The 12442-nt window shown below is 35.5% G+C and carries 11 protein-coding genes; 9 read left to right on the top strand and 2 right to left on the bottom strand.

All coding sequences use genetic code 11. From position 1 onward, the window contains the following. The first annotated feature begins 42 nt into the window (after nt 1-42). The 3 genes from ACNQGD_RS04970 to ACNQGD_RS04960 all read left to right on the top strand — a co-directional run bounded on the left by ACNQGD_RS04970 (nt 43) and on the right by ACNQGD_RS04960 (nt 2666). Entirely contained in the window at nt 43-1305 is a 1263-nt protein-coding gene (locus ACNQGD_RS04970; RefSeq protein ID WP_417998504.1) for an OmpA family protein, read from the top strand. A gap of 186 nt (nt 1306-1491) precedes the next feature. After that, the gene (locus ACNQGD_RS04965; RefSeq protein ID WP_417998503.1) at nt 1492-2121 is read left to right on the top strand and encodes a CatA-like O-acetyltransferase; all 630 of its coding nucleotides are present in this window, start codon (nt 1492-1494) and stop codon (nt 2119-2121) included. A 38-nt stretch (nt 2122-2159) separates the two neighbouring features. Continuing rightward, nucleotides 2160-2666: a ferritin gene (locus ACNQGD_RS04960; RefSeq protein ID WP_417998502.1), complete on the top strand. Its 507-nt coding sequence runs from the start codon at nt 2160-2162 to the stop codon at nt 2664-2666. Nucleotides 2667-3022: 356 nt separating this feature from the next. On the opposite strand, the gene ACNQGD_RS04955 is transcribed toward ACNQGD_RS04960, so the two are convergent. Next, on the bottom strand, nt 3023-3355 hold the full coding sequence (locus ACNQGD_RS04955) for a single-stranded DNA-binding protein (RefSeq protein ID WP_417998501.1): 333 nt from the start codon (nt 3353-3355) through the stop codon (nt 3023-3025). Nucleotides 3356-3534: 179 nt separating this feature from the next. Between ACNQGD_RS04955 and ACNQGD_RS04950 the strand changes: the two genes are divergently transcribed. The 6 genes from ACNQGD_RS04950 (at nt 3535) to ACNQGD_RS04925 (ending at nt 10107) form a co-directional block, all read left to right on the top strand. Next, on the top strand, nt 3535-5064 hold the full coding sequence (locus tag ACNQGD_RS04950; RefSeq protein ID WP_417992980.1) for a GNAT family N-acetyltransferase: 1530 nt from the start codon (nt 3535-3537) through the stop codon (nt 5062-5064). Continuing rightward, complete coding sequence (locus ACNQGD_RS04945; RefSeq protein ID WP_417998500.1) at nt 5061-5411, top strand: hypothetical protein; 351 nt, start codon at nt 5061-5063, stop codon at nt 5409-5411. The genes ACNQGD_RS04950 and ACNQGD_RS04945 overlap by 4 nt, the downstream gene beginning before the upstream one ends. Nucleotides 5412-5506: 95 nt before the next feature. Next, a complete protein-coding gene (locus ACNQGD_RS04940) occupies nt 5507-7825 on the top strand; it encodes a M28 family peptidase (RefSeq protein WP_417998638.1) in 2319 nt (772 codons plus the stop codon). Nucleotides 7826-7849: 24 nt separating this feature from the next. Next, nucleotides 7850-8374, top strand: coding sequence for an ORF6N domain-containing protein (locus ACNQGD_RS04935; protein WP_417995656.1), 525 nt, complete (start codon nt 7850-7852; stop codon nt 8372-8374). After that, nucleotides 8361-9164, top strand: coding sequence for a Rossmann-fold NAD(P)-binding domain-containing protein (locus tag ACNQGD_RS04930; RefSeq protein WP_417998499.1), 804 nt, complete (start codon nt 8361-8363; stop codon nt 9162-9164). Before ACNQGD_RS04935 ends, ACNQGD_RS04930 begins: the two co-directional genes overlap by 14 nt. A 1-nt stretch (nt 9165) precedes the next feature. Further along, complete coding sequence (locus tag ACNQGD_RS04925; protein WP_417992976.1) at nt 9166-10107, top strand: DMT family transporter; 942 nt, start codon at nt 9166-9168, stop codon at nt 10105-10107. Between the two features lie 51 nt (nt 10108-10158). Here the strand turns inward: ACNQGD_RS04925 and ACNQGD_RS04920 are convergent, their stop codons facing one another. Beyond that, entirely contained in the window at nt 10159-12222 is a 2064-nt protein-coding gene (locus tag ACNQGD_RS04920) for a M13 family metallopeptidase (RefSeq protein WP_417998498.1), read from the bottom strand. Between the last annotated feature and the right edge of the window lie 220 nt (nt 12223-12442).

Here is a 12442-nt window from a genome sequence, read left to right as displayed (position 1 = left end):
TTTTGTAATGTAAATTTGTATCGAATTTAAAGAAAAAAAATTATGAAAAAAATCATACTTACGTTAGTTTTTGCTTCTGCAATGACAACTTTAAGTGCTCAAACTGAAAATGTAGAAAGCGCAAGTACAGGAAATGACTTTAACAAATGGTCTGTTGAATTAGCTGGAGGTTTAAACAAACCGATGAGACCTATGACTGCTGGATATAGAACTGCTGTTACTAGTGCTTATGTAGCTGATTTAGGCGTGCGTTACATGTTCAATAACAAATTTGGTCTGAAAGCTGATTTTGGATATAACAGTTTTAAAGAAGGTGAAAATTCAATAGGATTTGATTCTCAATACTACAGAGCTGATTTACAAGCAGTTGCTAACTTAGGAAGAATCATGAGTTTTGAAACTTGGACAAACACTCTTGGTTTATTAGGTCATGCTGGTTTTGGATTAGGTTTTGGTGAATCTGATAACTTTTCAGGAACTGACAGAATGGGTAATTTTATTGCTGGTGTTACTGGTCAAATTAAATTATCTGATAGAATTGCATTGACTGGAGATTTTACAACAATTCTTAATGCTAAACAAGACCGTACTTTTGATGGTGCAAGTAGAGTAGGAACTCCTGGTTTCGGCGGTGTACTTTTTAATGGTACTGTAGGTTTAACTGTTTACTTAGGTGGTAATGAAAAACATGCTGACTGGGTTATTGACAATGAAGGTAAATTTGACGCAATTGATGCAAGATTCATGGCTATCGAAAATAAAATGCTTGACTCTGATAAAGATGGTGTAGCTGATTATTTAGATGAAGAGCAAAGTACGCCTGCAGGTGCAATGGTTGATACTAAAGGAAGATCAATTGACAAGAACAACAATAATGTTCCTGATGAAACTGAAGCTTACATCTTGAAAAATTATGGTAGTACTACTAATAATTCTCCACTTTTAACAAACAACGAATTGATTACAAGTTTAATCAACGGTGGTTATGTTGCCGTTTATTTTGACTTCAATAAATCTACTCCAACTAATGTTTCTACAGAAGGTATTGATTTCATGTTAACTTACTTGAGAAACAATCCTACTGCTTCAATTGATATTGTAGGTCATGCTGATGAAGTTGGAAGATCTGCATATAATGATAAATTATCTAATGCAAGAGCTAACAATGTAAAAAACACTTTAGTGAAAGCTAATGTTGATGCATCAAGATTAAATGTAATTGCTGCTGGTGAAGATACTTCAGTAGATATCGATTCAGAAAACGCAAGAAGATTAGTAAGAAGAGTTACTTTCAGAGTAAAATAAACTACTTTTTTACATCAAAAAGCCCTAAAGGAAATTTCCTCTAGGGCTTTTTTTATGGTTGCTAATCTTGCTTTTTAATGTGACACGCATAGTTGATGCATCCATTTTATGGTTTATTGGCAAAAAAATTAATTTAAAATCCCTAAAAACAACCGTACTTTTAAACCAAAAATAAAACACAAAATCTTGAAAACACTTTTAGATATAACGAACTGGTCCAGAAAAGAACATTTCCACTTCTTCAGGCAATTTGAAGAACCTTTCTTTGGTGCCACTGTCGAAATCGACTGTACGAAAGCCTATGCAACTGCAAAATCACTAAACGCTTCCTTCTTTATCTATTATTTACACAAAACATTGGTTGCAGTCAATACCACCGAATCATTTCGCTATAGGATTACGGATGACCAAATATATGTTTTTGATCACATTGATGCCTCGGCTACTATTGGTCGTGAAGACGGTAGTTTCGGATTTTCTTTAATCGAATACAATGCTAATTTTGAAATTTTTACTATAAATGCATTGACTGAAATTGAAAGAATACAAAACACGACCGGTCTTTTTACCCGAACATTTACAGATGACAATGTAATCCATTTTTCGGCGATTCCATGGCTGGATTTCACTTCATTATCGCATGCCCGAAGCTATACTTTTCCAGATAGTTGCCCGAAAATTTCCTTTGGAAAAATGAAAATTTCTGAAAACGGGAAAAGAACCATGCCAATGTCTATTCATGTACATCATGCATTAATAGATGGCTTACATTTAGGTCAGTTTGTAGATTTTTTTCAAGACATTATGAATCAATAAATTAAGTTTTTTTGTAACTTTACTTAAAACTTACTCCTATGTTATCAAAAAATATAGAACACGCGTTGAATAATCAGATTCGAATTGAAGCTGAATCATCCCAAACTTATCTTTCTATGGCTTCATGGGCAGAAACTCATGGTTTGGAAGGAATTTCAAAATTTATGTATGCACAATCTGACGAAGAAAGGGTACACATGCTTAAACTAGTCCGCTACGTAAATGAACGAGGTAGTCATGCAAAGGTTAGTGAACTAAAAGCCCCGAAAATAAGCTACGGAACATTTAAGGAAATGTTTGAAGAATTATATAAACATGAAATTTTCGTTTCTGATTCGATTAACAAACTGGTTGACGTTTCCTTTTCAGAAAAGGATTATGCCACACACAACTTTTTACAGTGGTATGTAGCTGAACAAATTGAAGAAGAAGCTCAGGCAAAACTTATTTTGGACAAAATAAACCTGATTGGCGACGACAAAGGAGGCCTGTATCTATTTGACAGAGATATTCAACAACTAACTTTAGACAGCACTACTAAATAATCAAATATTGTTTAGCAAATAACTTGATTTTATTTTTTTAGAAATTGAGTAAAAAGAAGAAAAATAAGGATGCGAAAAAGGATAAAAAAAAGTTCCTTAAAAATGGATCTGCCAAAGAAAACCTCAAGTCCGAGTGTTGCGAAAAATATAAAAAAGGAGAAAAAAAACGTTGTAAAAACTGTCCAAAATTTGATTTAGGCAAAAAAAATAGTGGTCAGTGAACAGTATTCAGTTTACAGTTTTAGTAGCCAATAAAAAACCATTCGCCGCGGTGAATGGTTTTTTATTAGGTTTTCAGTCCTAGTTTGCAACATTGCAATACCTGCAAACTAGGACTGATCACTGAATACTGAATATTACTTCCCCAAAAGAAGCACATCATTTACCACAACTTCTGTAACATAGCGTTTCTCACCGTTTTTATCATCATAACTTCTATGGGTTAATTTGCCTTCAATGGCAATTTCTTTTCCTTTGAGTACATATTTCTCAATGATTTCAGCCGTTTTTCCCCAAGCTACCAGCTTGTGCCATTGGGTTTCTTCAACTTTTTCTCCTTTATCGTTTTTGTAGCTTTCGTTTGTCGCTAATGTAAAATTGGCTAGTTTTTTTCCTCCGTCAAAAGTTTTAATTTCTGGGTCATTTCCTACGTGTCCAATCAACTGTACTTTGTTTCTTAATGTGCTCATGGCGTATACTGTTTAAATGTTAGTGTATGTTTTGTTGAATTTGTCGTTCAAATCAACATTGCAAAGATGCGGTGACTTCCAAAAAATATTCGGTTGCTAACTATTTACTTTCGGTTGTAACTATTTGTAAACGTTTGTAAATGGGAAAATTTAGCTATATTTGATAAAACACAATTCTTATGCAAACCAAAATAAAAAGAGTAGAATTACGAAATCTAGAATTTGACGACTACAAGCAGTTAAAAAAATCCATGATGCAATCTTATCCTGAAATGGCAGATTCGTATTGGCAAGAACAAGATATTGAAAAATTACTTGGCCTGTTTTCTGAGGGACAATTAGTAATTTTAGCAGACGGAAAAGTGGTGGGCGCAGCATTATCATTAATCGTAGGAGAAGTCTTGGTTGACAAAAATCCTAATTATGCTAAAATAACCGGAAATTTCACATTCTCGACACACAACCCAAAAGGGGAAATTCTGTACGGAATTGATGTATTTATTCATCCTGATTACAGAGGTTTGCGGCTTGGCAGACGACTGTATGATGCCCGAAAAGAATTGTGTGAAAAATTAAACTTAAAGGCTATCGTTTTTGCCGGAAGGATTCCAAATTATAATAAACACGCTGAAAAGCTGACTCCTAAAAAATATATTGAGAAAGTAAAACTAAAAGAATTGCATGATCCTGTGCTTTCTTTTCAGTTGAGTAACGATTTTCATGTGATGAGAATTATGAAAAACTATCTGCCGGGCGATGCCGATTCTAAAGAATTTGCTGTGCTATTAGAATGGAATAATATTTATTATGATGAAAGTCCTCAATTAATAAACACCCAAAAAAGTACCATCAGACTTGGATTAATTCAATGGCAAATGCGTCCGTTAATAAATCTCGAAGCCTTATTTGAACAAGCCGAATTTTTTATTGATGCTGTATCCGGTTATAAGAGTGATTTTGCTCTTTTTCCAGAGTTGTTTATTGCACCACTTATGGCAGATTACAATCATTTATCGGAACCTGATGCCATTAGAGAGCTAGCAAAATATGCAGATCCTATTCGCAAAAAATTTCAGGAATTTGCTATTTCGTATAATATTAATATCATTTCAGGAAGTATGCCTTATTTAGAAAACGGCACTTTGTACAATGTTGGGTTTCTTTGCAAAAGAGACGGTACCTCTGAAATGTATTATAAGATTCACATCACTCCAAATGAAGTTTTGCATTGGGGAATGAAAGGCGGCTCACAAATTAGAACTTTTGATACTGATTGCGGAAAAATAGGCATCATGATTTGCTATGATGTGGAATTTCCAGAAATGGCGCGATTAATGGCCGATGAGGAAATGAACATTTTGTTTGTCCCGTTTTTGACCGATACCCAAAGTGGTTACACCAGAGTAAGACACTGCGCACAAGCCCGAGCCATTGAAAACGAATGTTATGTAGCGATAGCAGGATGTGTTGGAAATCTCCCAAAAGTAAACAACATGGACATTCAATATGCACAAACTGCTGTATTTACACCTTCGGATTTTGCATTTCCGAGTACCGGAATAAAAGCGGAAACGACGCCCAATACTGAAATGACTTTAATTGTAGATGTCGATTTGAATTTACTTAAAGAGCTTCACGAACATGGAAGTGCCAGAATCCTCAAAGACCGTAGGACCGATTTATACGAAATTAAAAAACTCAATCCATGAATAAAACCTGTTTAGAATGTGGAGAGAAGATTGTAGGCCGCGAAGACAAAAAATTTTGCAGCGACGGTTGTCGGAATGCTTATAATAACAAGATAAATAAAGACAGCACCAATTTCATGCGCAACATCAACAATAAGTTGCGCAAGAATTACCGCATTCTATCCGAACTAAATGTTGAAGGAAAATCAAAAACTTCTCGGGCAAAACTCTTGAGCAAAGGTTTTGATTTTGAATTTTTTACCAATATTTTACAAACCAAAACAGGAAATACCTACTATTTCCTTTATGACCAAGGCTATATGCTTTTGGACAATGATTATTATATGTTAGTCAAAAAAGACATTTAAATACCCCAATCTACTCCCCTATCATGAAAAAAGATTATTCCTCCATTTTTACCACTTTATTTATCCTAGGGATTCTGGGGTTGATTTTCTTTACCATGATGCCACACTGGACTTCAGACGATGAAGGCTTACTTTCTGAATTTTCGACTAAAAGAGCTTTAGTCCAAGTGCAAGCCATTTCAAAAAAACCCCATTATGTAGGTTCCAAAGAACATAAAGTCGTTGCAAATTATCTCATAAAAGAGCTTAACAAATTAGGGCTAAAAACTACCGTTCAGGAAGGATATACCTTGAGCGACTGGGGAAATTTAGTGCAATCAAAAAATATTCTAGCGCGCATAAAAGGAACTTCTAACTCTAAAGCTTTGTTATTGCTTTCCCATTATGACAGTGCGCCACATTCCTACTCAAAAGGAGCGAGTGACGCAGGTTCTGGCATAGCGACTATTCTGGAGGGTGTTCGTGCTTTTTTACATTCCAAAACCCCATATAAAAATGACATTATCATTTTGTTTTCAGATGCGGAAGAGTTAGGATTAAATGGCGCTGCACTATTTGTCACAAAACACCATTGGGCAAAAGAGATCGGTTTAGTGCTTAATTTTGAAGCACGAGGTTCTTCGGGACCCAGTTATATGTTGATGGAAACTAACAAAGGAAATGCCGGATTAGTAAAAGAGTTTGCTGCCGCAAAAGCGACTTTTCCAGTATCAAATTCCTTGATGTATAGCATTTATAAAATGTTACCCAATGATACCGACTTAACCGTTTTCAGGGAACAAGGCAATATTCAAGGCTATAATTTTGCTTTTATTGATGACCATTTTAATTATCATACTGCCCAAGATGACATCAACCATTTGGACAAAAACACGTTAGCACATCAAGGAACGTATTTAATGCCGTTATTGAATTATTTCTCCAATGCCGATTTAAATACGACGCAAGCCAGCGAAGATTACGTGTATTTTACCATTCCGTATACTTTTATAAGCTATCCTTTTAGCTGGGTTTTACCAATGGCAGTAATCGCATTGGCCCTGTTTGTTTTTCTGTTGTTTTTAGGAAGAGCCAAACGTATTTTATCATTCCAAGAAATTTGCAGCGGATTTATTCCGTTTCTAGGTTCCCTGATCGTCACTGGATTAATTACTTTTTTTGGTTGGAAAGCATTGCTGAAAGTGTACCCACAATACAATGATTTACTGAACGGATTCACCTATAATGGACACACTTACATTGCAGCCTTTGTATTATTGGCATTGGCGATAAGCCTCGCGTTTTACAACCGTTTTTCTGCAAGGAAAATTACCATGAATCATTATGTAGCACCATTATTTATATGGATTTTGATTAATGGAGCACTTGCTTTTAGTCTACAAGGAGCAGGATTCTTGGTTATTCCTGTCTATTTTGGATTATTTTTATTTGCTGCATTTATCATTACCCAAAAATCCCGTAAAATACTAAGTCTTGTTTTTAGCATTCCGGCATTGATAATCATAGTGCCATTCATCCAGATGTTTCCTATAGGTTTGGGACTAAAAGTACTGTTTGGAAGTGCCATTCTTACTGTTTTGACTTTTGGATTATTGTTGCCTGTTTTTGGGGCTTTCGCCAAAAAAGGAATCTGGTCTTTGGTGTTTTTTGGGCTTGCCATTGGCTTTTTTGCGAAAGCACATTCTGAATCCGGATACGAATATGGAAAAGCCAAATCAAACAGCTTATTGTATGTCTACGATGCCGATACGGACAAAGCCAATTGGGCAACCTATGACACCAATCTTGATTCCTGGACCAAAACCTATTTGGGTGAAAACCCAAAAGAAGCAACAACCTTAAACGAAACACCATTGTTCAGCAAATACAATTCTGGTTTTACCTATGCTGCCGAAGCTCCTAAAAAAGACATTCTGAAACCAAGTATAGTATTTTTGGAAGACAGAATTGTAGGCAATCAAAGGTATTTGAAAATAAAAATTTCCCCAAATCGACAGGTTAATCGCTATGATGTTTTTGCCAATGAAAAAATGGCTATTCATAATTTTAAAGCAAATGGTGTGACCACATTAGGCCAAAAAAATTCACTTTACCAACGAAAAGGAAAGAAAATATTGAGTTATTATGTCGTTGGAAACGCACCTTTAGAAATGCAGTTCAGCGTAAATTCCTCAACGGTTTTTGATATGGAACTGATGGAAAGTTCTTTTGATTTAATGACTAATCCATTATTTGAAATGGCAAAAAGAGAAAACTGGATGATGCCAACGCCTTTTGTTTTGAATGATGCTGTGGTAATCAAACAAAAAATAAAGCCGACACCAGTTGTGGTTACAAATGTTATCGATACAGCTATCAATCCTATGGCTAAAGATAGTTTAACAGTTGTGAAAGACAGTTTGAAAAAACCATAATAAAACGAACTCACCACAAATTACATGCAGATACATACATTACAATCTAAAATACATGATGTTCGGGGACAAAAAGTGATACTTGATTTTGACCTTGCTGTACTTTATGAAGTAGAAACCAAAGTCCTGAATCAAGCCGTAAAAAGAAATATACGACGATTTCCTACTGACTTTATGTTCCGACTAACTATTGAAGAATGGGAAAGTATGCGGTCACAAATTGTGACCGCATACCAAAATAAACGAAATGCAACAGCAACCCCTTTTGCTTTCACCGAACAAGGAATAGCAATGCTTAGTGGTATTTTAAATTCGGATGTGGCCATACATGTAAATATTGCGATCATGCGTACTTTTGTCATGATTCGTAAATATGCCTTGGAACACAAAGAATTCAACGAAAAATTATTGGAGATAGAAACCAAATACGATAAGAAATTCAGTGATGTATATGAAGCTTTGAATTACCTCATCAAAAAAGACGAGAAAGACAACACACAAAAAGACCGCAAACAAATTGGTTACAAAAATAAAAATGACAAAAATTAGTATTCTGGGTTGTGGTTGGTTGGGTTTGCCTTTGGCGAAAGCCATGATATCAAAAGGATTTTCAGTAAATGGATCGACGACTTCGGTCGAGAAATTATCAGTGTTGGAAAATTCAGGAATCAATCCTTTTTTAATTGCACTTTCAGAAAATAAAACCACTGGAAACGTATCTAATTTTCTGGAGAATTCTGAAATTTTAATCATCGATGTCCCGCCAAAGCTTCGTGGTTCAGGGACAGAAAACTTTGTTTCCAAGATTAGAAATATAATTCCGTTTATAGAAAAATCATCTGTTGAAAACGTACTTTTCATCAGTTCGACATCGGTTTATAATGAGAATGATGCTTTTGTTACTGAAGAAACAATTCCGAAACCGGATACTGAAGGAGGGAAACAATTACTGGAAACGGAACAGCTTTTACAAAGCAATATAAACTTCAAAACAACGGTATTGCGTTTTGGCGGCTTAATTGGTGAAGACCGTCATCCTATAAAATTTCTGGCGGGTCGTGAGAATTTGGATAATCCTGATGCTTCGATTAATTTAATTCATCAGAAAGATTGTGTGGGTATAATTCTAAAAATTATAGCAAATAATGCATGGAATGAAACTTTCAATGCGGTCGCTCCATCTCATCCTACACGAGAACTGTATTATACTCAAAAAGCACTCGATTTAAATTTGGCTTTGCCAAAGTTTAATCATAAAAACCCATCTATCGGAAAAACAATTTTGAGTACTAAAATAGAGACCGTTTTAAAGTATACTTTTACGAAACCAAATTTATAACGTGAGAACTAAAATTAAGAATGCTGTTTCGTCTAAAGTTAATGCCATTGGATTGCCCATTTTGGCTTTATGCTGGGTCAGTTTTTTTTGGGGAACTACTTGGATAGCTTCAAAAGAGGGCGTAAAACACATGCCTGCATTACAACTGGTTGCCATTAGACAATTCCTTGGAGGTTTGCTGTATATTTCTTTTTTCTTGTTTAAAAAAGCGCCTTGGCCCAGAGGAAAACAATGGAAAACAATCATTATTTTGAGTATTCTGAATTTCATGCTAAGCAATGCTCTAAGTACATGGGGCGTGAAGTACATAAGCAGTGGACTTGGGGCTATAATTGCAGCAATTGTTCCTTTATGGATTGTTATTATTACTTTTTTTAGAGGAGAACGTTTGTCCAGAATTTCGGTTATTGGTTTGATTGTAAGTTTTAGTGGCGTTTGTGTTATTTTTTATGACCACTTGAGTGATTTCTTAATCCCCAATTTTAGATTCGGAATACTAATTTCCATAATTTCTACTTTAACTTGGGCTTTTGGAACCTTATATACGAAGAAAAAAGCCGCGACTTTTAATCCCTATTTTAGTTTGGGAATACAAATGTTCTTGTCTAGCATCTTGCTTTTTGCTTACGTAGGAGCAACTGGAACTTCCGTTAGTTTAAGTGCTATTCCGGCTCTATCGTGGTGGTCTATCGGTTATTTAGTTATTTTTGGTTCGGTACTTACTTTCATTGCATTCATTTATGCCCTGCAGAATCTCCCTGCTGAAATTAGTAGTGTCTATTCGTACATCAATCCGATTGTTGCTGTACTATTAGGGGCGTTAATTTTTGGAGAAACCCTAAATGCAGCTATTGCCATAGGAGGTGGGGTTACATTGTTTGGACTGTATATGGTTAATTATTCCCTAAGACGAACTCGAAAAAACAACATTAAAACACTGTAAAAAAAAATCCCATTCTACACGAATGGGATTTTTTTACGTTTTTAAAACCGACTACCAGATTCTTACACGCTTTTCAGGTGCGATATACATTCCGTCAGTTGCTTTAATATCGAATGCTTTATAGAACGTATCTATATTTTGCAAAGGCACATAAGCACGATACATTCCAGGAGAATGCGGGTCTGTTTTCACTTGGTTTTTCAAGGCTTCATCACGCATTTTTGAACGCCAGATAGTTGACCAAGAAATGAAGAAACGTTGTTCTGGAGTATATCCGTCGATTAATCCCGGATTTCCGTTTTCTTTCAAGTACAATTGTAAACCATCATAAGCAGCATTTACACCACCTAAATCTCCAATGTTTTCTCCTAAAGTAAATTTACCATCTACAAAAGTTCCCGGGATAGGTTGCAAAGCGCTGTATTGAGCGGCAAGTGCTCCTGTTAAAGCAGAGAATTGTTTCAAATCTTCTGCAGTCCACCAGTCTACTAAGTTTCCGTCAGCATTGTAACGGGAACCTGAATCATCAAAACCATGTGAAATTTCATGACCAATAACGCCTCCAATTCCACCATAATTTACTGCTTCATCCGCTTGGTAATTGTAAAAAGGCGGTTGTAAAATCGCTGCCGGGAATACAATCTCGTTATTTGAAGGATTGTAATACGCATTTACTGTTTGTGGAGACATTCCCCATTTTTCTTTATCAACTGGTTTGCTCAACTCAGCAATATTCTCATTAAAACGCCATTGAGACATGTTTTTAGCGTTTTCAAAATACGTTCCGCCTTCTTCTGGACTTTTAATCGTCAAGGCTGAATAATCTTTCCACTTATCAGGATACCCGATTTTAATTCTTGATTTATGCAATTTAGCAAGCGCGCTTACCTTTGTTTCTGCAGACATCCAAGACAAATTATTGATTCTGTTTTCGAAAGCTAAAAATATATTCTTGATCATTTTCTCCGCTTTAGCTTTGGCTGCAGCCGGAAATTTTTTCTCTACATATAATTTTCCTAACGCTTCTCCTACCGCTCCGTTGATCGTTTGAAGTGCTCTTTCGTCACGTGGTCTTTGACTTACTGCACCGGTTAACGTTCTTCCGTAAAATTCCCAGTTTGCATTTTCAATTTCAGTAGACAATTGGCTTGAAGCTCTGTTCAATAAACTCCAACGCATGTATGCTTTCCAGTCTTCTATTTTATTTTCTTTAAAAATAGTTTCTAGCGCTGTCATGTATTTTGGTTGTGATACGATTACGGTATCTACTTTTGCCAATCCAATTTTTGTAAAATAATTATTCCAGTTGATTGATGGAGTCAACTTACTCAACTCACTCAATGTCATAGGATTGTATGACTTACGACGGTCTCTGCGTTCTACTCTGTCCAATCTTGGTTTAGACATAGCAATTTCAAGAGCCAGGATTTTTTCAGCATTCGTTTTAGCCACTGCTGGTTTATCACCAAGGTATTGCAACATTTTAGCAACGTGTAAAACATATTTAGCACGTTTCTCTTTGGAATCAGCATCCTCAGAAACATAATAATCTCTGTCTGGCAAACCTACGCTTCCGGGACCTAAATTAATCACGTTTCTACTGCTGTTCTTTGCATCTGTTCCTACGCCGGCACCCATAAATCCAATGCCACCGATAGGTTCCATCTCAATCATTAATGCTTCTAAATCTTTGGCATTTTTAACCGCGTCAATTTTTTTTAAGTACGGTTTCAATGGTGCTATCCCTAACTTATTTCTTCCAACGGTATCAAGAATAGATTTGTATAAATTTACCGCTTTACCTTGATCTGTATTCGATTTGTAACTTGGATTTGTTGTGGCTTCTTTTAAAATTGCCAATGCATCAGCATCCGTTTTTTGACGCAATTCATCAAAACTCCCCCAACGGGTTCTATCAGCTGGAATCTCTGTATTGTCCAACCAAGTTCCATTTACATAACGAAAGAAATCATTGCTTGGCTTTACATCCTTATCCATGTAATTCACATTGATTCCCGGTTCCTTAACTGCCGGAGCATTCTGAGCTTGACTCACCGCAAAACCCATAATTGCAGGAATCACAAAAAGCAGTTGCTTATTGCTGGTTTTTTTCATTTTTTTTAGTTTTTTAGTTATCTTAACAAAGCTATTAATAAATAATTTGATTTTTAGTTAAATTTTATTATTTACCAGTATATTTTTGTTGGACTCCTGAATATCTAAAAGGTTTAATCAAAAAGACACTAATTTCATGTTTTTTCTTTGAAAGGAATCCATCTGAAATAAGATTGTGTTAATTTGAATTAAAAACAAATCTCGTTTTCGTATTTTTGCA

Source organism: Flavobacterium glucosi, from assembly GCF_048286535.1.
Taxonomy (GTDB): domain Bacteria; phylum Bacteroidota; class Bacteroidia; order Flavobacteriales; family Flavobacteriaceae; genus Flavobacterium.
This window is presented reverse-complemented; position numbering and strand designations above follow the sequence as displayed.

Bases quoted from the DNA above. Each gene is read 5' to 3' on its own strand.
- ACNQGD_RS04970 (WP_417998504.1), top strand. From the start codon at position 43: ATGAAAAAAATCATACTTACGTTAGTTTTTGCTTCTGCAATGACAACT.
- ACNQGD_RS04960 (WP_417998502.1), top strand. From the start codon at position 2,160: ATGTTATCAAAAAATATAGAACACGCGTTGAATAATCAGATTCGAATT.
- ACNQGD_RS04955 (WP_417998501.1), bottom strand. From the start codon at position 3,355: ATGAGCACATTAAGAAACAAAGTACAGTTGATTGGACACGTAGGAAAT.
- ACNQGD_RS04950 (WP_417992980.1), top strand. From the start codon at position 3,535: ATGCAAACCAAAATAAAAAGAGTAGAATTACGAAATCTAGAATTTGAC.
- ACNQGD_RS04945 (WP_417998500.1), top strand. From the start codon at position 5,061: ATGAATAAAACCTGTTTAGAATGTGGAGAGAAGATTGTAGGCCGCGAA.
- ACNQGD_RS04940 (WP_417998638.1), top strand. From the start codon at position 5,507: ATGATGCCACACTGGACTTCAGACGATGAAGGCTTACTTTCTGAATTT.
- ACNQGD_RS04935 (WP_417995656.1), top strand. From the start codon at position 7,850: ATGCAGATACATACATTACAATCTAAAATACATGATGTTCGGGGACAA.
- ACNQGD_RS04930 (WP_417998499.1), top strand. From the start codon at position 8,361: ATGACAAAAATTAGTATTCTGGGTTGTGGTTGGTTGGGTTTGCCTTTG.
- ACNQGD_RS04920 (WP_417998498.1), bottom strand. From the start codon at position 12,222: ATGAAAAAAACCAGCAATAAGCAACTGCTTTTTGTGATTCCTGCAATT.